The 19,691-nt window shown below is 60.6% G+C and carries 21 protein-coding genes; 8 read left to right on the forward strand and 13 right to left on the reverse strand.

The window, feature by feature from the left end:
* Positions 1 to 177 precede the first annotated feature (177 nt).
* The 3 genes from dbpA (at position 178) to yccS (ending at position 5,130) form a co-directional block, all read left to right on the forward strand.
* The gene (gene dbpA / locus HX851_RS31865; RefSeq protein WP_256262532.1) at positions 178 to 1,515 is read left to right on the forward strand and encodes an ATP-dependent RNA helicase DbpA; all 1,338 of its coding nucleotides are present in this window, start codon (positions 178 to 180) and stop codon (positions 1,513 to 1,515) included.
* A 141-nt stretch (positions 1,516 to 1,656) separates the two neighbouring features.
* On the forward strand, positions 1,657 to 2,835 hold the full coding sequence (locus HX851_RS31870; RefSeq protein WP_177061278.1) for a BaiN/RdsA family NAD(P)/FAD-dependent oxidoreductase: 1,179 nt from the start codon (positions 1,657 to 1,659) through the stop codon (positions 2,833 to 2,835).
* A gap of 111 nt (positions 2,836 to 2,946) precedes the next feature.
* Entirely contained in the window at positions 2,947 to 5,130 is a 2,184-nt protein-coding gene (yccS, locus tag HX851_RS31875) for a YccS family putative transporter (RefSeq protein ID WP_177061276.1), read from the forward strand.
* Positions 5,131 to 5,379: 249 nt separating this feature from the next.
* Here yccS and HX851_RS31880 read toward each other — a convergent pair whose 3' ends face one another.
* The gene (locus HX851_RS31880) at positions 5,380 to 6,117 is read right to left on the reverse strand and encodes a substrate-binding periplasmic protein (protein WP_177066354.1); all 738 of its coding nucleotides are present in this window, start codon (positions 6,115 to 6,117) and stop codon (positions 5,380 to 5,382) included.
* A gap of 297 nt (positions 6,118 to 6,414) precedes the next feature.
* On the opposite strand from HX851_RS31880, the gene HX851_RS31885 reads away from it, so the two are divergent.
* Complete coding sequence (locus tag HX851_RS31885; RefSeq protein ID WP_177061273.1) at positions 6,415 to 6,867, forward strand: GNAT family N-acetyltransferase; 453 nt, start codon at positions 6,415 to 6,417, stop codon at positions 6,865 to 6,867.
* Positions 6,868 to 6,873: 6 nt separating this feature from the next.
* On the opposite strand, the gene HX851_RS31890 is transcribed toward HX851_RS31885, so the two are convergent.
* From HX851_RS31890 to HX851_RS31900, 3 genes are read right to left on the reverse strand one after another with little or no spacing between them, the layout of a single operon-like run.
* Positions 6,874 to 7,170, reverse strand: a complete 297-nt coding sequence (locus tag HX851_RS31890) for a winged helix-turn-helix domain-containing protein (RefSeq protein ID WP_177066355.1) — start codon at positions 7,168 to 7,170, stop codon at positions 6,874 to 6,876.
* Positions 7,171 to 7,191: 21 nt separating this feature from the next.
* Complete coding sequence (locus HX851_RS31895; RefSeq protein ID WP_177066356.1) at positions 7,192 to 7,704, reverse strand: M48 metallopeptidase family protein; 513 nt, start codon at positions 7,702 to 7,704, stop codon at positions 7,192 to 7,194.
* A 45-nt stretch (positions 7,705 to 7,749) separates the two neighbouring features.
* Positions 7,750 to 9,873 carry a putative bifunctional diguanylate cyclase/phosphodiesterase gene (locus HX851_RS31900; protein WP_177066357.1) on the reverse strand — a complete coding sequence of 708 codons (2,124 nt, stop codon included), beginning with the start codon at positions 9,871 to 9,873 and terminating at the stop codon, positions 7,750 to 7,752.
* A gap of 243 nt (positions 9,874 to 10,116) precedes the next feature.
* Here HX851_RS31900 and HX851_RS31905 point away from each other — a divergent pair, with 243 nt between their 5' ends.
* The 3 genes from HX851_RS31905 (at position 10,117) to HX851_RS31915 (ending at position 12,495) form a co-directional block, all read left to right on the forward strand.
* Positions 10,117 to 10,791, forward strand: coding sequence for a polysaccharide lyase family 7 protein (locus tag HX851_RS31905; RefSeq protein WP_177061269.1), 675 nt, complete (start codon positions 10,117 to 10,119; stop codon positions 10,789 to 10,791).
* A gap of 248 nt (positions 10,792 to 11,039) precedes the next feature.
* Positions 11,040 to 11,711, forward strand: a complete 672-nt coding sequence (locus HX851_RS31910) for a polysaccharide lyase family 7 protein (RefSeq protein ID WP_177061268.1) — start codon at positions 11,040 to 11,042, stop codon at positions 11,709 to 11,711.
* A 250-nt stretch (positions 11,712 to 11,961) separates the two neighbouring features.
* Positions 11,962 to 12,495, forward strand: coding sequence for an RICIN domain-containing protein (locus HX851_RS31915; RefSeq protein ID WP_177066358.1), 534 nt, complete (start codon positions 11,962 to 11,964; stop codon positions 12,493 to 12,495).
* A gap of 118 nt (positions 12,496 to 12,613) precedes the next feature.
* Here HX851_RS31915 and HX851_RS31920 read toward each other — a convergent pair whose 3' ends face one another.
* Positions 12,614 to 12,820 carry a hypothetical protein gene (locus tag HX851_RS31920; RefSeq protein ID WP_177066359.1) on the reverse strand — a complete coding sequence of 69 codons (207 nt, stop codon included), beginning with the start codon at positions 12,818 to 12,820 and terminating at the stop codon, positions 12,614 to 12,616.
* 650 nt (positions 12,821 to 13,470) lie between these two features.
* Between HX851_RS31920 and HX851_RS31925 the strand changes: the two genes are divergently transcribed.
* Positions 13,471 to 13,671, forward strand: coding sequence for a hypothetical protein (locus tag HX851_RS31925; RefSeq protein WP_177061264.1), 201 nt, complete (start codon positions 13,471 to 13,473; stop codon positions 13,669 to 13,671).
* A gap of 9 nt (positions 13,672 to 13,680) precedes the next feature.
* Here HX851_RS31925 and HX851_RS31930 read toward each other — a convergent pair whose 3' ends face one another.
* The 8 genes from HX851_RS31930 to HX851_RS45235 all read right to left on the reverse strand — a co-directional run.
* The gene (locus HX851_RS31930) at positions 13,681 to 14,940 is read right to left on the reverse strand and encodes a type II toxin-antitoxin system HipA family toxin (RefSeq protein ID WP_177066360.1); all 1,260 of its coding nucleotides are present in this window, start codon (positions 14,938 to 14,940) and stop codon (positions 13,681 to 13,683) included.
* Positions 14,933 to 15,184 carry a helix-turn-helix transcriptional regulator gene (locus HX851_RS31935; protein WP_177066361.1) on the reverse strand — a complete coding sequence of 84 codons (252 nt, stop codon included), beginning with the start codon at positions 15,182 to 15,184 and terminating at the stop codon, positions 14,933 to 14,935. The genes HX851_RS31930 and HX851_RS31935 overlap by 8 nt, the downstream gene beginning before the upstream one ends.
* Before the next feature lie 157 nt (positions 15,185 to 15,341).
* Positions 15,342 to 16,406 carry a class II fructose-bisphosphate aldolase gene (gene fba, locus HX851_RS31940; protein ID WP_177061261.1) on the reverse strand — a complete coding sequence of 355 codons (1,065 nt, stop codon included), beginning with the start codon at positions 16,404 to 16,406 and terminating at the stop codon, positions 15,342 to 15,344.
* Positions 16,407 to 16,485: 79 nt separating this feature from the next.
* A complete protein-coding gene (locus HX851_RS31945; protein ID WP_177061260.1) occupies positions 16,486 to 16,824 on the reverse strand; it encodes an MliC family protein in 339 nt (112 codons plus the stop codon).
* A gap of 58 nt (positions 16,825 to 16,882) precedes the next feature.
* Positions 16,883 to 17,107, reverse strand: coding sequence for a hypothetical protein (locus tag HX851_RS31950; protein ID WP_177061258.1), 225 nt, complete (start codon positions 17,105 to 17,107; stop codon positions 16,883 to 16,885).
* A 32-nt stretch (positions 17,108 to 17,139) separates the two neighbouring features.
* A complete protein-coding gene (locus HX851_RS31955) occupies positions 17,140 to 18,303 on the reverse strand; it encodes a phosphoglycerate kinase (protein ID WP_177061256.1) in 1,164 nt (387 codons plus the stop codon).
* Between the two features lie 17 nt (positions 18,304 to 18,320).
* Positions 18,321 to 19,370, reverse strand: coding sequence for an erythrose-4-phosphate dehydrogenase (gene epd, locus HX851_RS31960; protein ID WP_177066362.1), 1,050 nt, complete (start codon positions 19,368 to 19,370; stop codon positions 18,321 to 18,323).
* Positions 19,371 to 19,543: 173 nt separating this feature from the next.
* A partial coding sequence (locus tag HX851_RS45235) for a transketolase-like TK C-terminal-containing protein (protein WP_177066363.1) occupies positions 19,544 to 19,691 on the reverse strand: 148 nt, incomplete at its 5' end.

The following is a 19,691-nucleotide window of genomic DNA, read 5'->3' on the forward strand; positions in this document are numbered from 1 at the left end:
TCCTACAGGTTCTCATTGCCAGCAAGGGAACGCATTCCGACGGTATCTGGCTACTTTTCATCCAGAATTTGCAGCACCGCCAGCCGGGACTGATACACTGCGCGACATTTTGTTTTGCAGGCCAGTCCCGTGACCACCATCGCCACCGCTTTTAACTCCTTGCCCCTGTCCGCCGCCATGCTGGCTAACCTCGACTCCCTCGGTTATGCCCAGATGACGCCGATCCAGGCGCAGAGCTTGCCGGTGATCCTCAAAGGCATGGACCTGATCGCCCAGGCCAAGACCGGCAGCGGCAAGACCGCCGCCTTCGGCATCGGCCTGCTGAACCCGATCAACCCGCGCTTCTACGGTTGCCAGGCGCTGGTGATCTGTCCGACCCGCGAGCTGGCCGACCAGGTCGCCAAGGAAATCCGCCGCCTGGCCCGCGCCGAAGACAATATCAAGGTGCTGACCCTCTGCGGCGGCGTGGCCCTGGGCCCGCAGATCGCCTCCCTGGAACACGGCACGCACATCATCGTCGGCACCCCGGGGCGCATCCAGCAGCACCTGCGCAAGGGTTCGCTGGTCCTGCACGGCCTCAACACCCTGGTGCTCGACGAAGCCGACCGCATGCTCGACATGGGTTTCTACGACGCCATCGAGGAAATCATCGCCCAGCTTCCCGAGCGCCGGCAGACCCTGCTGTTCTCGGCCACCTACCCGGTGAGCATCAAGCAGTTGGCCTCGAAGTTCATGCGCAACCCGCAGCAGGTCAAGGCCGAGGCGATGCACGCCGACAGCCAGATCGAGCAGCGCTTCTACGAGATTTCTCCGGAAGAGCGCATGGACGCGGTGGTCAAGGTGCTCAACCATTTCCGCCCGACCTCCTGCGTGGCGTTCTGCTTCACCAAGCAGCAGGTCCAGGAAACCGTCGACGCCCTGACCGCCAAGGGCATGTCCGCCGTCGCCCTGCACGGCGACCTGGAACAGCGCGACCGCGACCAGGTCCTGGCGATGTTCGCCAACCGCAGCATCTCGGTGCTGGTGGCCACCGATGTGGCGGCGCGCGGCCTGGATATCGATGCCCTGGACATGGTGATCAACGTCGAGCTGGCGCGCGATTCGGAAATGCATATCCACCGCGTCGGTCGTACCGGCCGGGCAGGTGAGACCGGCCTGGCGATCAGCCTGGTGGCGCCATCGGAAAGCCTGCGCGCGCGGGCCATCGAGGAAGTGCAGAAGTCGCCGTTGAACTGGGACCAGCTCGACAACCTCAAGTCCCAGGGCGGCGGTCCGCTGCTGCCGGCCATGAGTACCCTGTGCATCGCCGCCGGCCGCAAGGACAAGGTCCGTCCGGGGGATATCCTCGGCGCCCTGACCGGCGATGCAGGGATTCCCGGGACCCAGGTCGGCAAGATCGCGATTTTCGATTTCCAGGCCTATGTGGCGGTGGAACGCGGTGTCGCCAAGCAGGCCTTGCAGCGTCTGAACGATGGCAAGATCAAGGGCCGCTCGCTGCGCGTGCGGATTCTCTGATTCACGCCGCCCCCGTGGGAGCCGGCTTGCCGGCGATGAACGATAACGCGGTGTGCCTGATACACCGCGCCGCCTGGATCGCTGGCAAGCCGGCTCCCACATAAAAGCCTTGCCTGCCTGAAAATCAATGAGGACATCGTTGTGCCCGCTACTGAAGTTGTGATCATCGGCGCCGGTGCCGCCGGCCTGATGTGCGCCTTTACCGCCGCTGCCCGCGGACGCCAGGTGATGCTGATCGACCATGCCAACAAGGCCGGGAAGAAAATCCTGATGTCCGGTGGCGGTCGCTGCAACTTCACCAATATGTACACCGAGCCCGGCAATTTCCTCTCGCAGAACCCGCACTTCTGCAAGTCGGCCCTGGCCCGCTACACCCAGTGGGATTTCATCGCGATGGTGGCCAAGCACGGCGTGCCCTATCACGAGAAAAAACTCGGCCAGCTGTTCTGCGACAACAAGTCCAGCGACATCCTCGGCATGCTCCTGGACGAATGCGACCAGGCCGGCGTCAGCCTGCACCTGGACACGTCGATCCAGCACATCGAGAAACTCGAAAGCGGCTACCTGCTGCAGACCACCCTCGGCCAGGTCACCTGCCAGTCCCTGGTGATCGCCACCGGCGGCCTGTCGATCCCGACCCTCGGCGCCACCGGGTTCGGCTACCAGGTGGCCAGGCAGTTCGGCCACCAGTTGTTACCAACCCGCGCCGGCCTGGTGCCGTTCACCATTACCGATCAACTCAAGGACTTGTGCGGCGAGCTGTCCGGGACCTCGGTGGATTGCCTGGTGAGCTGCAACGACCAGAGCTTCCGGGAAAATATCCTGTTCACCCACCGCGGCCTCAGCGGCCCGGCGATCCTGCAGATTTCCTCGTTCTGGCAATCCGGCGATACCGTGCACATCAACCTGTTGCCGGACCACGACGCCCTGCAATGGCTGCAACAGCAACAGGCCGAACGGCCCAACAGCGAGTTGAAAACCCTGCTCGGCGAGCTGTTCACCAAGAAGATGGCCAACCTGCTGGCCGAACACTGGTTCGTCTCCAAACCCATGAAACAGTACACCCCGGCGGAACTGGCCGAGGTCGCGGGCAAGCTCGGCGACTGGCAGGTCGTGCCGGCCGGCACCGAAGGCTATCGCACCGCCGAAGTCACCCTCGGCGGGGTCGACACCCGCGAAGTCTCGTCGAAGACCCTGGAATCGCTGAAAAGCCCCGGCCTGTACTTTATCGGCGAAGTGCTGGACGTCAGCGGCCATCTTGGCGGCTTCAACTTCCAGTGGGCCTGGGCGTCGGGCTATGCGGCAGCGCAATTCGTCTGACACGCCACTCGATCACGGAACAGATTTTGCTGGGGATGAGCACGGCGCCATTGCAACGCCGCGCGAACTCCCGCAATTTAGATCAATCGCTTAGCAGGCTCTCACTCCTTCATGGCATCGACCTCGTTCAACCAGTCCCTGCGCCGCCTCTGGGCGCTGGATAAATTCAGTTATAGCGTTCGGGTGTTCATCGCCCTGACCGGCATCATGACCCTGTGCTGGTTCCAGAACGAAATGAAGCTGCTGATCCCGCTGTTCCTCGGGGTCATCGCCAGCGCCCTGGCCGAAACCGACGACAGTTGGCAAGGTCGCCTCAATGCGCTGGCGGTGACGCTGGTGTGTTTCAGCGTCGCGGCCTTCTCGGTCGAACTGCTGTTCCCCTATCCGCTGGTGTTCGTCGTCGCCATGGCCCTGGCGGCCTTCGGCCTGACCATGCTCGGGGCACTGGGTGAACGCTATGGAGCGATTGCCTCGGCCACCCTGATTCTCTCGGTCTACACCATGATCGGCGTGGACCAGCGTGGCGGCGAAGTCAACGATCTCTGGCACGAACCCTTGCTGCTGGTGGCCGGTGCCGGCTGGTACGGCCTGCTCTCGGTACTGTGGCAGGCGCTGTTTTCCAACCAGCCGGTGCAACAGAGCCTGGCGAAGCTGTTCCGCGAACTGGGCCGCTACCTCAAGCTCAAGTCATCGCTGTTCGAACCGATCCGGCAGATGGACGTCGAGGCCCGACGCCTCGAACTGGCCCGGCAAAACGGACGGGTGGTCGCGGCGCTGAACACCGCCAAGGAAATCATCCTGCACCGGGTCGGCAACGGTCGTCCGGGTTCGAAGGTCAGTCGCTACCTGAAGCTGTATTTCCTCGCCCAGGATATCCACGAGCGCGCCAGTTCCTCGCACTACCCGTACAACGCCCTGGCCGAAGCCTTTTTCCACAGCGATGTGCTGTTCCGCTGCCAGCGCCTGCTGCGCCAGCAGGGCAAGGCCTGCCAGGCGCTGGCGGAGTCGATCCAGCTGCGCCAGCCGTTCGTCTATGACGCCAGCTTTGCCGAAGCCCTGGGCGACCTGCACGCCTCGATGGAACACCTGCGCATCCAGAGCAACCCGGCCTGGCGTGGGCTGTTGCGCTCGCTGCGGGCCCTGGCCGCCAACCTCAGCACCCTCGACCGCCTGCTCAGCGACGCCAGCAACCCGGACAGCCTGGCCGACGCCACCGACAGCAGCCTGCTGGACCGCTCGCCGCGCAACTTCAAGGACGTGCTGACCCGCCTGCGCACCCAACTGACCCCGACCTCGCTGCTGTTCCGCCATGCCTTGCGCCTGCCGCTGGCGTTGAGCGTCGGCTACGGCATGGTGCACCTGGTGCACCCGTCCCAGGGCTACTGGATCATCCTCACCACGCTGTTCGTCTGCCAGCCGAACTACGGTGCCACGCGGCGCAAGCTGGGCCAGCGGATCATCGGCACCGCCATCGGCCTGACCGCCGCCTGGGCGTTGTTCGACCTGTTCCCGAGCCCGTTGATCCAGGCCATGTTCACCATCGTTGCCGGGGTGACCTTCTTTATCAACCGTACCACCCGCTACACCCTGGCGACCGCCGCCATGACCCTGACAGTGCTGTTCTGCTTCAATCAGGTGGGTGACGGCTACGGCCTGTTCCTGCCACGCCTGATGGATACCCTGCTCGGTGCCCTGATCGCCGGCCTGGCGGTGTTCCTGTTCCTGCCGGACTGGCAGGGCCGCCGCCTGAACAAGGTGCTGGCCAACACCCTGAGCTGCAACAGCCTGTACCTGCGCCAGATCATGCAGCAGTACGCCCACGGCAAGAGCGACGACCTGGCCTACCGCCTGGCCCGGCGCAACGCGCACAACGCCGACGCGGCGCTATCGACCACCCTGGCGAACATGCTGATGGAGCCGGGGCATTTCCGTAAGGAAGCCGATGTCGGCTTTCGTTTCCTGGTGCTCTCGCACACCTTGCTCAGCTATCTCTCAGGGCTGGGCGCACACCGGGAAAACCAGCTGCCGGCGGAAGTCCGCGAGCATCTGATCAACGGCGCCGGGGCGACCCTGGCCGCCAGCATCGAGCAGATTGCCATCGGCCTGGCGAACAAGACGCCCATCGAGGTCCAGAGCGACACCGAGGAAACCCTGGCGAACGAACTGGAACAGATGCCGGACGAGACCGACGAGATACAGCGACTGGTACAGACGCAACTGGCACTGATCTGCCGTCAGTTGGGGCCGTTGCGTACGCTGGCGGCGCACCTGATCAAGGCGCCGGAGGAAGACTGAAGCACTCCGCCGCCCCCGCTGATCGTTCCCATGCTCCGCGTGGGAATGCCTCACTGGACGCTCTGCGTCCGCTGCGGATCTGTGAGGCTGCATTCCCACGCGGAGCGCGGGAACGATCGACTGAGCCCCCCTTGAAGGCACCGCGCGCCCTAGCAGGAGCCGGCTTGCCGGCGGTGAGGCCAGTCAGCCTTGCATCGCCTGATGGGCCGCCATCGCCGGCAAGCCGGCGCCTACATGGTTTGGGGGTGATCACATGCCGTGCAATTTGAGCAGGCGCTCGTAACTGCCGTCCACTTTCATCTCGGCAATCTCGCGATCGAAATTGGCGACGATCTGTTCATGCTCCGGGTTCTTCAAACTGACCAGGATATGCAGGCTGTTCTCGCTCAACGGCTTGGGCAGGAACTCCACCGCGTTGCGCACCCGCGGGGTTTCGCTTTTCAGGTAGTAACGCGCCACATATTCGTCTTCCAGGGTCAGCTTCACCCGGTCCGCCGCCAGCATGCGCACGGCCATGGCGAAGTTGTGCACCGGGACCTTCTGCAACTGGGCGTCCGCTTCGAAGTCGGGGGAGTAGGCGTAGTCGCGCACCACGGCAATCGGGAGCTCATGCAGTTGCTGCAGGTTGTCGTAGGTGATCGGTGAATCCTTGCGCTTGAGAAAACGCACGCGGTTGAGCAGGTACTCGTCGGAGAACTGCCCCAGCAAGGTCCTGTCCTTGGTGTACCAGGCATTGATCAGCACGTCATAACGCCCTTCGCCGACCCCTTTGAGGGCCCGTGCCCAGGGCACCTGCTCGAAGTCACTGGCGTAACCGGCACGGGCCAGGGCGGTGCTGACGATATCGGTGGCCAGGCCGCCATTGACCAGGGTCGCATCGGTGAACGGCGGCCAGGCGTCGGCCACCAAGCGCAATTTGTCCGCGGTAGCGCTCTGTGCCAGCAGCAGCAATCCAAGCAAAGCAAAAGCTCGATGCAGTCGCGACATGCCAAAGATCCTTAGCGGGCGGGTCTGCCCTGCAGAATGAACCGAAGCCCATGGGCCGGGCGAAAGCAACTGGCCATCTCCCAGCTCCTAACATTAGCTCATTGGAGCCGCGGCAAACGCCCTGCAAAGCAGATTACACAAAGATGACGAGGCCGAGCAAAATGAATGATGGCAACTAGCCTTCGTTCACAAAAAATTACCCGGCTGCCCGATCCACACCGGTCGGGGAGCAACGGTTGGCTCCGCGAAGCAACCCGCTTAGTATCGGTGCCGGATACTTGAATCAGGATGAGGAACATGACAATCGACTGGATCTGCAAACATCACAGCGACCTGGGCAAGGAACAGCTCTACACCCTCCTGCAACTGCGTACCGAGGTCTTCGTGGTCGAGCAGAAATGCCCCTACCAGGAAGTCGACGGCCGCGACCTGGAAGGCGATACCTGTCACCTGATGGGCTGGCGCGACGACCGGCTGGCGGCCTACCTGCGCCTGCTCGACCCGGTGTCGCAGGGCGGTGACGTGGTGATCGGCCGGGTGGTGATCGCACCACAGGCCCGGGGGCTCGGGCTGGGGCACGAGTTGATGGCACAGGCGCTGAAGCACGCCGAAAAATTGTGGCCGGAACAGCCGATCTACCTCTCGGCCCAGGCGCATCTGCAGGGCTACTACGCGCGCTATGGCTTCGAGGTCGTGGGCGAGGCGTATCTGGAGGATGACATCCCGCACATCGGCATGCGCAAGGCCTGAAACCGCTCAGGGATAACCCAGCACCTGCCTGATCGATGCCAGGTTGCGCTCGATCCAGGCCTTGTCGATCGCGCCCCAGCCATGGATCCGGTAGTGCCCGGCATGGTTGCGGGCGCCCTCCTCCTGCTCGAACTCACAGAGAATATCCAGGTCCGCCAGGGCCACGATGGTGTCCTGGGCGGTGCGCCGCGGCATACCGGTCGCTTCGGTCAACGCCGGGACGCTGTTCGCCACCCCGCTATCGATCAGCCAGGCCACATACAGGCGGCGATAGAAACTGCTCTTGGTCTTGCTGACGTCCATCCGCAAATCCTTGTCGGTCGCTTAATCGGCCACGACGGCCTTGCCCTGCAGGTCCCGCCAGGTCAGATAGACCCGCAGGTCGAATTCCAGTTGGTGATACCCCGGCTGCATGTATTCGCACAGCTGGTAGAAGGCCTTGTTGTGATCGCTTTCCTTGAGGTGCGCCAGTTCGTGCACCACGATCATCTTGAGAAACTCCGGTGCCGCCTCCTTGAACAGCGAGGCGATGCGAATCTCTTTCTTGGCCTTGAGCTTGCCGCCCTGCACCCGCGAGATCGCGGTATGCAGGCCAAGGGCGCGATGGGTCAGGTCCAGGCGATTATCGAACAGTACCTTGTCGATGGCCGGGGCATTGCGCAGGTGCTCCTGCTTCAGGGCCAGGGCATAGCCGTACAGCGCCTTGTCGCTCTGCACGCCATGTCGCCCGGGATAGCGCTGGTTCAGGTAGGTGCCCAGCTGGTCCCCGGCAATCATCTGGCGCACCTGGTCCTGCAAGGACGTGGGATAAGCCTGAAGGTATTTCAGCGCAGTCATGGAAGGCCGTTACGTACATCGAAGAAGACCACCAGTGTAGCGAATTCAACCCGTCAGTGCGCTCCAGTCGAATGTCGGGCCGAAGCCGGTGGCATCCCTGGCGGTCAGCGGACGGGCCACCAGGAAGCCCTGGACAAAGGGACAGCCATTGGCCTTGAGCCACTGTGACTGCTCCAGGGTTTCCACCCCTTCGGCGATCACCAGCAGGCCGAACTGCTGGCAGAGCTCGATCACGCTGCGCGCCAGCGCCGCGTCCCGCGGCGAATCGAGAATCTTGGCGATCAGGTGACGGTCGAGCTTGAGGGTGTCCAGCTCAAGGTCGCGCAGGTGATTCAGCGAACAATGACCGGAGCCGAAGTCATCCAGGGCGACCCGCATGCCCAGTGCGCGAATGCGCCGCAGCTGTTTGCGCGAGGCCTCGAAATCGTGCATCAGCGCCGCCTCGGTGACCTCGACCTCCAACTGGCTGGGGCGCAGGTCGTGACGCTCGATCACCTCCTGCAACTCGTCGACCAGGTTCGGCATGCAGAACTGGGTGGAACTCAGGCTGACACTGAGCACCAGTTCATCGGCGAACACACCATTCCAGGCATGGCGCTGGGTCGCCGCCTGGCGATAGATCCAGCTGCCCAGGCGGCTGATCAGGCGGACCTCTTCCAGCAGCGGCAGGAACAGCCCCGGCGGCACGTCACCGACACTGGGATGGTGCCAGCGCAACAAGGCCTCGAAGCCGCGCAGACGACCGTCCGCGAGGGACACCTGGGGCTGATAGACCATCTTGAATTCCTTGCTCTCGATGGCCGAACGGACGCTTTCCTCGAGCATCAGCCGCGAGCGGGCCCGCCCGTTCATTTCATGGTCGTAGTAGCGATATTGCTGGCGCCCGGCGCGCTTGGCCTCGTACATCGCAATGTCCGCGGCCCGCAACAGGCCATCGAGGTTGGCACCGCAATCGGGGTAGGTGGCGATCCCGATGCTGACCCCCAGGGTCATGTCCAGGCCATCGATCTGCTGGCGGATCGACACCCGCTCGATCAGTCTTTCCGCGAGTTTCGCCGCCTGCTCCGGGCGCTCCAGATCGAGCAAGGTGGTGAATTCGTCGCCGCCCATGCGCGCCAGGATATCGAAGGGCTTGAGACAGGCCTTCAACTGCTCCGAGACCCAGCGCAGCACCCGGTCGCCAGCCTCGTGCCCAAGGGAGTCGTTGACCCGCTTGAAGCCGTCGAGGTCGAGGTACATCAACACCAGCGACTTGTGGCTGTGATCGCTGCGCAACAGGGTGTTTTCCGCGGTCTGGTAAAAGCCCCGGCGATTGAGCAGGCCGGTCAGCGGATCGGTTACCGCCTGGAATTCCAATTGTTGATGCAGATGGTGCACCACCGACATGTCGAGCACGGTGACCACCATCGCCCGCTGATCCGAGGGCAAGGGCGCGCAGGACATGGCCACCGGCAGCGATTCCCCGGCGCTGGTGCGCAGCAGGGCATCGTGCAGGCGATAGATTTCACCCTTGCGATAACCTTCGTGCAACGGGCAACTTAGCCAATCGGCAAAGTGTGGTCGCTGCAGGAAATTCAGGAGCGGCATGCCGATCAACAACTCCAGTGGAGCGTTGAGCAGACGGGAAATCGCCGGGTTGGCGAAACGGATATGACCCTCGTCATTGACCACCAGAATGCCTTCCGCGGCGTTCTCCAGCACCGAGGCATTGAAGGCCCGGGCCGCTTCCAGATCGCGGGTCAGTTGCTGCAGGGCCCGACGATTGCGCTGCTGTTCCAGCAACGCCTGGACCTTGGGCTTGAGGATATCCGGATTGAAGGGTTTGAACAGGTAGTCCACCGCACCGCTGGCATAACCCTTGATCACGGCGTCCTGGGACTGCTCGTTGGCGGTGAGGAAGATAATCGGGGTCAGGCGTGTGCGCTGGCTGCCCCGCATCAGGCGGGCGACTTCGAAACCGTCCATGCCAGGCATCTGCACATCCAGCAGCACCAGGTCGATCTCATGTTCCAGCAGCAGTGTCAGCGCTTCGATACCGGACGCCGCCGTGACCACCTGCCAGTCCTGCCGCTCCAGTAACGCTCGCATGCTGATCAGGTTTTCAGGATAGTCATCGACCACCAAAAGGACAGAACTGCTATCACCAGCCTTAAGTTGCGCGCAATCCATGCTGCTTCTCTATGTTCGGGGAACTCCACCGGAGGTCAGACGGAAAACCGGACTTTTACAAGGACAACTCTAGTTCGGGTTTGCGCAAAGAGTAGTAACCATTACGCCATCATCCACAGCCAGTACCGATATCCCGACTAACGGTCGATGAAACTCATTCAGGCATTCAGCCGGCCGACAGTTGCCGAGTACCGTCAGGGCTTATAAGAGAGGCTCTCGACCGCACGAGCCAGGACTGTGAGCATGATCGACCTGTCGACCTGGGAATTGACCATTCCCGAGGGCACACCCGCCACCCGCATCGGTACCCAGGCCCTGGTCCAGGGCTTCAGGGATGAATATTTCCATGCCGACAGCGCCAGCCTGTTTTTCTGGGCCCCGGTCACCGGCACGCTGACGCCGAACACCCATTACCCGCGCACCGAACTGCGCGAGACCAGCGCCAACGGGCGCCTGCGCAACTGGGCCTACCCCGACGCCGACAACAGCTTGCGTGCCAAGCTGGCGGTGAACCAGGTGCCGTCCAGCGGCAGTATCGTGATCGGCCAGATCCACGTCGACCACGACAGCAAACCGCTGCTCAAGCTCGAATACCGCTACAAGACCGACAGCCATACCGGATCGATCGTTGCCCAGGTCCGCAGCGACGATCCGCAGGCAAAGAACGGTGCCCTGGTGGTCATCGCCCGCAATGTCCAGCTCGACCAGCATTTTTCCTACGAAATCCACCTCACGCCCAACGGCACGCTGAGCCTCAACGCCGCCGACGGACACTGGCAAACCCATCTCGCCCCCGCCTGGGCCAGCAAGCAGCTGTACTTCAAGGCCGGTGTCTATGTGCAGGACAACCGTGGCGGTGTCAACGACGGGGGTCGAGCCACTTTCTACGACCTGGCGATCAAGCACAGCCCGGTCTGATTGCCGTCCCATGCAGTAATAGCACCTTGCCAACCCGACCAACGGCTATCGGCGCAAGCCGAAGCCTGGCGGGCTCCGTGCATTTCGTCGGCACTTTGACGTCAACCGTTCGCCGGTTTGACGTTAACAATCTATCGTTCAACCCGTATAAAGAGCGCCCAAAGCCCCAGGCTAAAGCAGTTCGTCTGAAATTTTCCAGACGATATGCCCATGCCCGTGCGTAGTACGTTTTACACGGGAGACACCCCATGATCGACCTCACGACTTGGAACCTCAGCGTGCCTGTCGGCACACCTCCAGCGACCATTGAAACCGCCAAGCTGGTAGAAGGTTTCAAGGACCAGTACTTCCATTCAGATACCGGCACCTTGTTCTTCTGGTCGCCCGTGACCGGATCCAAGACCGAGAACGCCATCTACCCGCGCAGTGAGCTGCGCGAGACCTATGCCGACGGGCGCCTGCGCAACTGGCTCTATAGCGAGGCGAACAATTACCTGCGCGCGACCCTGGCGGTGAACCAGGTACCGTCGTCGGGCAAGATCGTCATCGGCCAGATCCATGCGTACAACAGCACCCAGCCGATGCTCAAGGTCGAGTACCAGTACAAGGACTGGCGCAAGACCGGAATCATCGTGGTGAAGATCCGCAATCATCCGGACGACGAGGAGAGCCGGGTCATCCAGATCGCCGACAACGTGCCGCTGGATAAAAGCTTTACCTACGTGATCCACCTGAGTCGCGGCGGCTACCTGAGCGTGCATGCCGCCGACGCGGCCTGGAACACCCAGATCAGCACCACCTGGCGCGACAAGCCACTGTATTTCAAGGCCGGGGTCTATGTGCAGGACAACACCGGGTATACCAGCGAAGGCGGGATGGTGACGTTCTACAAACTGGATATCGATCACGAGAAGGGTTGAAGAACGGCATGACCGGTTGATTCAACAACGCGCTTTATATTTTAAGGCGCTACTCGCTATTCGGAAGCCGTCTATAAACCTGTCATTTCTGACAGTAGACCGGTTGGCAAAGCCTGCTCAAGATATTCAGTAACAGTCTCTCAGGAGTGGGTTTTCCCTGGCATTCGAGTCTCTACGTGGCGCCCCTTCGGCAAGTGTTCATCCAGAGAGCACCGCACCGGTGCCACGCGACATACCAAGGAGAGCGATCATGCAAGATGAAATCCCCCCCATTGAAGGTGAAACCTCTGAACAGACACCCAAGGGCGCCCCAGGGTCGGCTGTAAGAGTCCCGGACGGCATCTATAAAATCCACACAGCTCTCTCTAATGGGCAAAGCAGCCTTGTTGACATGTATCTGAATGGAAGTGGATCACCCTTGTATCGCCACGGGATCAAGCTATATCACAATAATAATGAGCGCGAATCCACGTGGCATATTTCCTACCGCGATAAGTACAACAGCTACCTGATTTATAATGGAAAGGTGGATAACCGAATGCTCGAAGCCACCGATTCCTCTGATCTGTATGCCTCATTAATCCTAGGCTCACAAAACATAATACCACCTAACTATCAGTGGATATTCAAGAACGCGGGAAGCCCAAATAATTACTATATCGAATGTAAATCCAACGGCAACGTGCTAGACGTAAGAGGTTCTCAAACAAATGATAATTCCCAAATCATCCATTGGCCCTATCATGGAACGGTAAATCAGAGATTCATATTGGTAAAATTATAAATAATACTTAAGCCACAGTGCCCCCGCATTCAGATCTCGATGCAAAGAGGGCGGATAATTCCGCCCTCTTTCATATCAGACTCCGACTCATCGTCGGAAGCCTTGCCAACGATAACGGCTAGGGTTTGGTGACAAGCGTGGCCTTTGCCTGACCTTTGGGCTCCGGCACTGCCTTCGGATCAATAGTAGCCTTTGCCGCACCTTTGACCTCCGGTTGCGTCGACGGCGTGGATGTGACCTCTCCCGAATCCGTGGGCGCTGGTGCAATATTGACAGGTGCCGCACCTTTGGAACCCACCACACTGGTTTTATCTGTTGAACTCATGATCTTATACTCCATGTAGTACATGAGCCATGACAGTGCAAAATCCAGACACGTTTGACCACTGTCAGAATTGACAGTTTTTTAGTCTTTATTCAAATATCGACAGTGACTGACATAACCATTGTCGAGTCACGGATAAAACAACGAGGACTTCCGATACTTGGCAATGGGATCGATCTGCTCGATCTCGTCGAACCGCAACGTTCGGTATAAGCCGGTCTCCGCACAGTAGACCATTATTCGACTGTTCCAGTCGATACTGCAAAGCTCTCCACGCTCGCATGCCGGTGCCATACCGGGCACTCGCCTGGTCACATTGATCTTCTGCCTGATCCTGAAATACTTCAGATAATTCGGATCGCTCTCGTCCTCATCCCTCATGGTCCATGGCTCCACTGAATGTATGAAGCGTCAGCGTGATATATTTACACCCTGTTACACCACTGTCATAAATAACAGTAATTTATATCATTTATAACTATCCACTACTCCCTTTAACACTATATGAACCCCCCATAACAAAACATCACAAGCTCCTCACTTCTTATAAATAACACATCTAGACAACTGTCAATTCTGACAGTAGACAAACTTCTCCAGACTCATCAACCTGCCAGACCGGTGATTTCCCAAGACTGGAGAGCTCAGCGATGAAATGGGCACTGGTTATCGAATCCACTGTCAGTGGTTATTACGTGAGAGAAATCCGGGAAGCGGACCAGAAGCCGCCCTACCACCCGACTCAGATCAGCCACTGCCGCTGGATCGCCATCCCTCGGGACGAAGAGGCGCATGTAGGCGATATCTGGAACGGCGAATCCTTCCATCCGCCGAGAACGGACCTGCATTGAGCTCAAGCTTCAGCTCAGCGGCTTTTGCCTGAGACGCGGGCGCATGGCGTCATGCTGCGCCAGTATCCGCCCGATATCCCACTGCGCGCGCATTTTCAAGAACAGTTCGGCATCGATACGCTGCCGGTGGGTGACCAGCGCTTCGCTCATGGCTTCGGCGATTCGCTCAATGATCAAGACCGGTTTATCCACGGCACAGTGTTTACGGCCGAAGTCGATCAGTTGCTGACGATCCGGGTAGGCCTTCGCCTTGTTCATTTTGATCGCCAACGTCCGATCCACCAATGCCTGACCGGACTTGGGATTATAGTGCTCATAAACAGTGGTGGTCGTCACATCGAACACCGGTGCCAGTCGCACCGTTTCGGGCTGCGCCGGGGTCGCATAGATCACGCCAAAGTTCTTCAAGTGCGCATCGCCGTTGCGCACCATCACTGATAGGCAGACAGAAGAGAACAACGCCTCTAGCGCATGCACCGGATTGCCCTTGCGGCACACCTGCCCCACCACCGCCGCCAGGGTTTCGTAGCTTTGGGAGTATTTGTAGTTGTCATGGGGGTCTTTATTGAGTCCCAGCAGCACGGCCATGTCTTCAAAACCCAGGCGCCCTTCGGGCGTCAGGTCAAAACGCTCCATGACAAACAACTCGCCGTTGTCCGAAAGCCAGAACGGCGGCACCTCCAACCCGGCAAGGCGTGCAGCTTCCATGCAGAGGAACTCGTTCTGGGCCAGGTGTGGATACTCATCGGCACCCGATTTCACGATCAGATCCGAACTGAGCAGTGTCTTGCGATCCCCCTTGAGCTTGTCCAGATCCGGCACCAGTACCTTGGGCTGCACCCCGGACACTCCGGATTCGAAATAGGTATCCACCAGAAATTCGAAGACCGCCTGAGAAGTGTCGGCAGTCAGTATTTCGTGCAACCCGACCTGTGCCGACACAGGGGCCGATATTTCAACAGGATTACGATAAGTGAGACGTCCGATCTGGTTACCGCCGATCACCGAAAGCAAACGCATCTCGTCCATTTGCATATGCTTGGCCATGCGGCGCTTGATCTGATCGGCCAGGTAACCTTCGGGCACGTTCATATCAAAGATGGGGTGCGGTACATTCCTCACCGATGGCGTCGGATCATAGGGCATGACCAGCGATACCTCCCTGGAAGCGTCGGCAGAAGCGTAGGCAAACGAAAATTGCGAGCCCTTGGATAGCTCACCCGAAAGCCCCTGAGGCACGTCCACTTGCAGTCGTTTGACTCTACTCATCGTGCTCGACCAACTCTGCGAGGGACTTGAGATCAATACGCTCGTCGACCAGATCAAGCGCCATGCCCAGGGCCGCAATCACTCGGAACAAGGTGTAGACCTCGACATTTTCGCCCGCTTCAAGGTCGATGATGGTTTTACGGTTACAGTTGGCCTTTTGCGCGAGTAACGCTTGGCTGTAGCCTTTCGAGCGGCGCAAGAGACGAACTCTCTCGCCCAGAGCAAAGGGATTGAAGATCAACATACCGTTACCTATAACGGACTTTTTAAATAATAAGACACATTATGTCCATCTTAGAGGACAATTCAAATCCCTTTCGTCCGAGCACTTGAATCAAAGCGATTAAAGAGAACCCATAAAAAAACCCGCCTTTCGACGGGTTCCTTCAACGCTGGCGATCTCAGTTGACCTTGGCGTTCAACTCACCTTTCAGGTAACGCTGGAACATCGCTTCCAGGGAGACCGGCTTGATCTTGGAGGCGTTGCCGGCGGTGCCGAAGGCTTCGTAACGGGCGATACATACGTCACGCATGGCGGTCACGGTGGCACCGAAGAACTTGCGCGGGTCGAACTCGCTCGGGTTGGTGGCCATCAGGCGACGCATGGCACCGGTGGACGCCAGGCGCAGGTCGGTGTCGATGTTGACCTTGCGCACGCCGTGCTTGATGCCTTCGACGATTTCCTCGACCGGTACGCCGTAGGTTTCCTTGATGTCGCCACCGTACTGGTTGATGATCGCCAGCCACTCTTGCGGCACCGACGACGAACCGTGCATCACCAGGTGGGTGTTGGGGATACGCTTGTGGATTTCCTTGATGCGATCGATCGCCAGCACGTCACCGGTCGGCGGCTTGGTGAACTTGTAGGCGCCGTGGCTGGTGCCGATGGCGATGGCCAGGGCGTCGACCTGGGTCTTCTTGACGAAGTCGGCGGCTTCTTCCGGATCGGTCAGCATCTGGCTGTGGTCCAGCACGCCTTCGGCGCCGATACCGTCTTCTTCACCGGCCATGCCGGTTTCCAGCGAACCCAGGCAACCCAGCTCGCCTTCAACCGAAACGCCACAGGCGTGAGCCATGGCCACGGTCTGCTGGGTGACACGGACGTTGTACTCGTAGTCGGTCGGGGTCTTGCCGTCTTCGCCGAGGGAACCGTCCATCATCACCGAGCTGAAGCCCAGTTGGATGGAGCGCTGGCAGACGTCAGGGCTGGTGCCGTGGTCCTGGTGCATACACACCGGGATATGCGGGAATTCTTCGATAGCGGCCAGGATCAGGTGCCGCAGGAACGGCGCGCCGGCGTATTTGCGGGCACCGGCCGAAGCCTGGACGATCACCGGGGAGTCAGTCTTGTCAGCGGCTTCCATGATGGCGCGCATCTGCTCAAGGTTGTTGACGTTGAAGGCTGGAACGCCGTAGCCATACTCGGCTGCGTGGTCCAGCATCTGGCGCATGCTGATAAGTGCCATTGTGTGTGTCTCTCCCGGACGAGGGTCGTTAATCGTGCAAGCCTGCCGGAGCGGCGGCTGCTATTCAAGTTATTGCCGATCAGGGTGCTTTGCAGGCCCGACCGATCAGATCGTTGGTGGCGACCCAGTAAACCAGGCCCTCATCACCTTTTTTGTGAAACGCCAACATGTTGTCGCTGTAGAGCACACCGCTGTCGACAGCGCCGACTTCGGGTTTCAGGCGATACACCTGGTCGCCGCCGCCGAGGCGCACGTCGACCGACTTCTGCGCGCTGTCGGCATAACGCCAGAGCACCTCGGCCTGGCTGTCGCAGACCCAGCGGGTCCAGTTGTCCGTCGACGACGTCGATGAGGACAGGTTGAAGCCGGCGCAACCGCCGAGCAGTGCCAGTGAAGCGAGGGCGATAAAGCCTTTCATGCCGGTTCCTCGACTGACGGCCCTGGCCGCCAGTACTGCCTGTAGTGAATCTGACCCGTCAAGGGCAACCCTGTTCCCGAGTCCCGGACGATGCGTCATATTTTTCCAACCCGTCCGGCCCCAGGCGCTTGTTCAGCACCGGCGCGGTCTCCGCCTGCCAGTCGGCCTGGTCGCAACCCTTGCCGGCCGCCGGAGCAACCTCAGACGCTGTCCCGGCCGCGGGCTTGCCGGCACAACCGGCCAGCACAGCCACCAGGATCAGCAGCACGAATGGCCTGACCATATGAAAACTCCCTTTCAAAGGCCAATGCCGCTTCAGGCCTTGGCGCGGGTTTCCAGCACTTCCACGGCCGGCAGCACCTTGCCTTCGACGAACTCGAGGAATGCACCGCCACCGGTAGAAATGTAGGAGATATCCGAGGCAACACCATATTTATCGATGGCCGCCAGGGTATCTCCACCCCCGGCAATGGAGAATGCCGCGCTGTCGGCGATGGCTTGGGCCAGCACCTTGGTGCCGTTGCCGAACTGGTCGAATTCGAAAACCCCCACCGGACCGTTCCACAGGATGGTCCTGGATGACTTCAGCAGCTCGGCGAAATTCGCCGCGGTCTGCGGGCCGATGTCCAGGATCATGTCGTCAGCCGCTACATCAGCGATCAGCTTGACGGTGGCCGCGGCGCTTTCCGCGAATTCCTTGGCGACCACCACGTCGACCGGCAACGGCACATTGACCTTGGCGGCGATGGCGCGGGCGGTGTCCAGCAGGTCCGGCTCGTAGAGCGATTTGCCCACTGGGTGACCGGCAGCGGCCAGGAAGGTGTTGGCGATGCCGCCGCCGACGATCAGCAGGTCGCAGATCTGGCTCAGGCTGTTCAGCACATCGAGCTTGGTCGACACCTTGGAGCCGGCAACGATGGCCGCCATCGGCTTGGCCGGCGCGCCCAGGGCCTTGCCCAGCGCATCCAGTTCGGCCGCCAGCAGAGGACCGGCAGCGGCGACCTTGGCAAACCTGGCCACGCCATGGGTCGAACCCTCGGCACGGTGCGCGGTGCCAAAGGCGTCCATCACGAACACATCGCAGAGCGCGGCATATTTCTGCGCCAGCTCGTCGGCGTTCTTTTTCTCGCCCTTGTTGAAGCGCACGTTCTCGAACAGCACGATGTCGCCGGCCTTGACCTCGACACCGTCAAGGTAATCGGCCACCAGCGGCACATCGCGGCCCAGGGCCTTGCCCAGGTAGTCGGCGACCGGCTTGAGGCTGTTCTCGGCGGAGAACTCGCCTTCGGTCGGACGGCCCAGGTGCGAGCAGATCATGACAGCCGCGCCTTTTTCCAGGGCCAGCTTGATGGTCGGCAGCGAGGCCAGGATACGCGCATCGCTGGTGACAACACCGTCCTTGACGGGGACGTTGAGGTCTTCGCGAATCAGTACGCGCTTACCTTGCAGATCGAGGTCGGTCATCTTCAACACGGTCATGGGTCGCAATCTCTGGTTTACGGTTTTTGGTGAACCACGTTCAGGTAATGCCCTGCAACGTCGATCATTCGGTTGGCAAAACCCCATTCGTTGTCGAACCAGGCCAGCACGTTCACCAGCCTCGGGCCGGAAACACGGGTCTGACTCGCATCGACAATCGCCGAATGGGGGTCATGGTTGAAATCACAGCTGGCGTGAGGCAGCTCGGTATAGGCCAGCAGCCCCTTGAGCGGGCCACTGGTGGCGGCCTCGCGCAGGATCCGGTTGACCTCCGCCGCATCGGTGTCGCTGACGGTCTGCATCGTAATGTCGAGGCAGGACACGTTCACCGTCGGCACCCGTACCGCTTTGGCCTGGATTCGCCCGGCAAGTTCCGGCAGCAGGCGTTCGATGCCTCGGGCCAGACCGGTGGACACAGGGATCACCGACTGGAAGGCCGAACGCGTGCGGCGCAGGTCTTCGGCGTGGTAGGCGTCGATCACCGGCTGGTCGTTCATCGCCGAGTGAATGGTGGTGATGGACACGTACTCCAGGCCGATGGCCTGGTCCAGCAGGCGCAACAGCGGTACCCCGCAGTTGGTGGTGCAGGAGGCGTTGGACACCAGTAACTCGTCGCCAGTCAGGCAATCCTGGTTGACGCCGTAGACGATGGTGGCGTCGACATCGGTCTCGCTGGCCATCGGCTGGGAGAACAGCACCCGTGGCGCGCCGGCGTTGAGGAAGCGCTGGCCATCCTCACGGGTGTGGTAGGCGCCGGAACACTCCAGCACCAGGTCGACGTCCAGGGCGGCCCAGTCGATCTCTTCGGGCGTGGCACTGCGCAGGACTTTCACGCAATGCCCATTGATATGCAGACAATCGTCCTCGACCCGCACTTCGCCGGGAAAGCGGCCGTGGGTGGAGTCGAAACGTGTCAGGTATTCGAGGCTGGCCAGGTCGGCCAGGTCGTTCAGGGCAACGATTTCAAACCCCGCCTGCGCGCCCCGCTCGAACAACGCACGCAGGACACAACGACCGATACGGCCGTAGCCGTTGAGTGCAACTCTGTAGGGACGCGGTTGGGGCATGGGAATCTCGATAGACACAGGCAGACGCTAGTCTCATGAGCGGCACACATACCTGCAGGAGCTGGCTTGCCAGCGATCTGCGGTGCATCTGACACACCGCGAATCGCTGGCAAGCCAGCTCCTGCAGGGTTCGCGGTGGCCGAAACCACCAGGAACCGCAGAACGTTCGGTTCTTAGTCTTCCAGCAGCTCTTCAGCCTGACCCAGGATGTTTTCCAGGGTGAAGCCGAACTCTTCGAACAAGGCCGGCGCAGGCGCCGACTCGCCGTAGGTGGTCATGCCGATCACGCGGCCTTCCAGGCCCACGTACTTGTACCAGTAG

The sequence above is a fragment of the Pseudomonas gingeri genome (assembly GCF_013385635.1).
GTDB lineage: Bacteria > Pseudomonadota > Gammaproteobacteria > Pseudomonadales > Pseudomonadaceae > Aquipseudomonas > Aquipseudomonas gingeri_A.

What these genes read in the sequence shown, in the direction of transcription:
- HX851_RS31945 (WP_177061260.1), bottom strand. Translation starts at nt 16,824, where the DNA reads ATGAAAGGCTTTATCGCCCTCGCTTCACTGGCACTGCTCGGCGGTTGC.
- epd (WP_177066362.1), bottom strand. Translation starts at nt 19,370, where the DNA reads ATGCCCCAACCGCGTCCCTACAGAGTTGCACTCAACGGCTACGGCCGT.
- HX851_RS31895 (WP_177066356.1), bottom strand. Translation starts at nt 7,704, where the DNA reads ATGACTGCGCTGAAATACCTTCAGGCTTATCCCACGTCCTTGCAGGAC.
- yccS (WP_177061276.1), top strand. Translation starts at nt 2,947, where the DNA reads ATGGCATCGACCTCGTTCAACCAGTCCCTGCGCCGCCTCTGGGCGCTG.
- HX851_RS31900 (WP_177066357.1), bottom strand. Translation starts at nt 9,873, where the DNA reads ATGGATTGCGCGCAACTTAAGGCTGGTGATAGCAGTTCTGTCCTTTTG.
- dbpA (WP_256262532.1), top strand. Translation starts at nt 178, where the DNA reads ATGCTGGCTAACCTCGACTCCCTCGGTTATGCCCAGATGACGCCGATC.
- HX851_RS31915 (WP_177066358.1), top strand. Translation starts at nt 11,962, where the DNA reads ATGCAAGATGAAATCCCCCCCATTGAAGGTGAAACCTCTGAACAGACA.
- HX851_RS31885 (WP_177061273.1), top strand. Translation starts at nt 6,415, where the DNA reads ATGACAATCGACTGGATCTGCAAACATCACAGCGACCTGGGCAAGGAA.
- HX851_RS31955 (WP_177061256.1), bottom strand. Translation starts at nt 18,303, where the DNA reads ATGACCGTGTTGAAGATGACCGACCTCGATCTGCAAGGTAAGCGCGTA.
- HX851_RS31930 (WP_177066360.1), bottom strand. Translation starts at nt 14,940, where the DNA reads ATGAGTAGAGTCAAACGACTGCAAGTGGACGTGCCTCAGGGGCTTTCG.
- HX851_RS31935 (WP_177066361.1), bottom strand. Translation starts at nt 15,184, where the DNA reads ATGTTGATCTTCAATCCCTTTGCTCTGGGCGAGAGAGTTCGTCTCTTG.
- HX851_RS31920 (WP_177066359.1), bottom strand. Translation starts at nt 12,820, where the DNA reads ATGAGTTCAACAGATAAAACCAGTGTGGTGGGTTCCAAAGGTGCGGCA.
- HX851_RS31925 (WP_177061264.1), top strand. Translation starts at nt 13,471, where the DNA reads ATGAAATGGGCACTGGTTATCGAATCCACTGTCAGTGGTTATTACGTG.
- HX851_RS31905 (WP_177061269.1), top strand. Translation starts at nt 10,117, where the DNA reads ATGATCGACCTGTCGACCTGGGAATTGACCATTCCCGAGGGCACACCC.
- HX851_RS31950 (WP_177061258.1), bottom strand. Translation starts at nt 17,107, where the DNA reads ATGGTCAGGCCATTCGTGCTGCTGATCCTGGTGGCTGTGCTGGCCGGT.
- fba (WP_177061261.1), bottom strand. Translation starts at nt 16,406, where the DNA reads ATGGCACTTATCAGCATGCGCCAGATGCTGGACCACGCAGCCGAGTAT.
- HX851_RS31910 (WP_177061268.1), top strand. Translation starts at nt 11,040, where the DNA reads ATGATCGACCTCACGACTTGGAACCTCAGCGTGCCTGTCGGCACACCT.
- HX851_RS31890 (WP_177066355.1), bottom strand. Translation starts at nt 7,170, where the DNA reads ATGGACGTCAGCAAGACCAAGAGCAGTTTCTATCGCCGCCTGTATGTG.
- HX851_RS31880 (WP_177066354.1), bottom strand. Translation starts at nt 6,117, where the DNA reads ATGTCGCGACTGCATCGAGCTTTTGCTTTGCTTGGATTGCTGCTGCTG.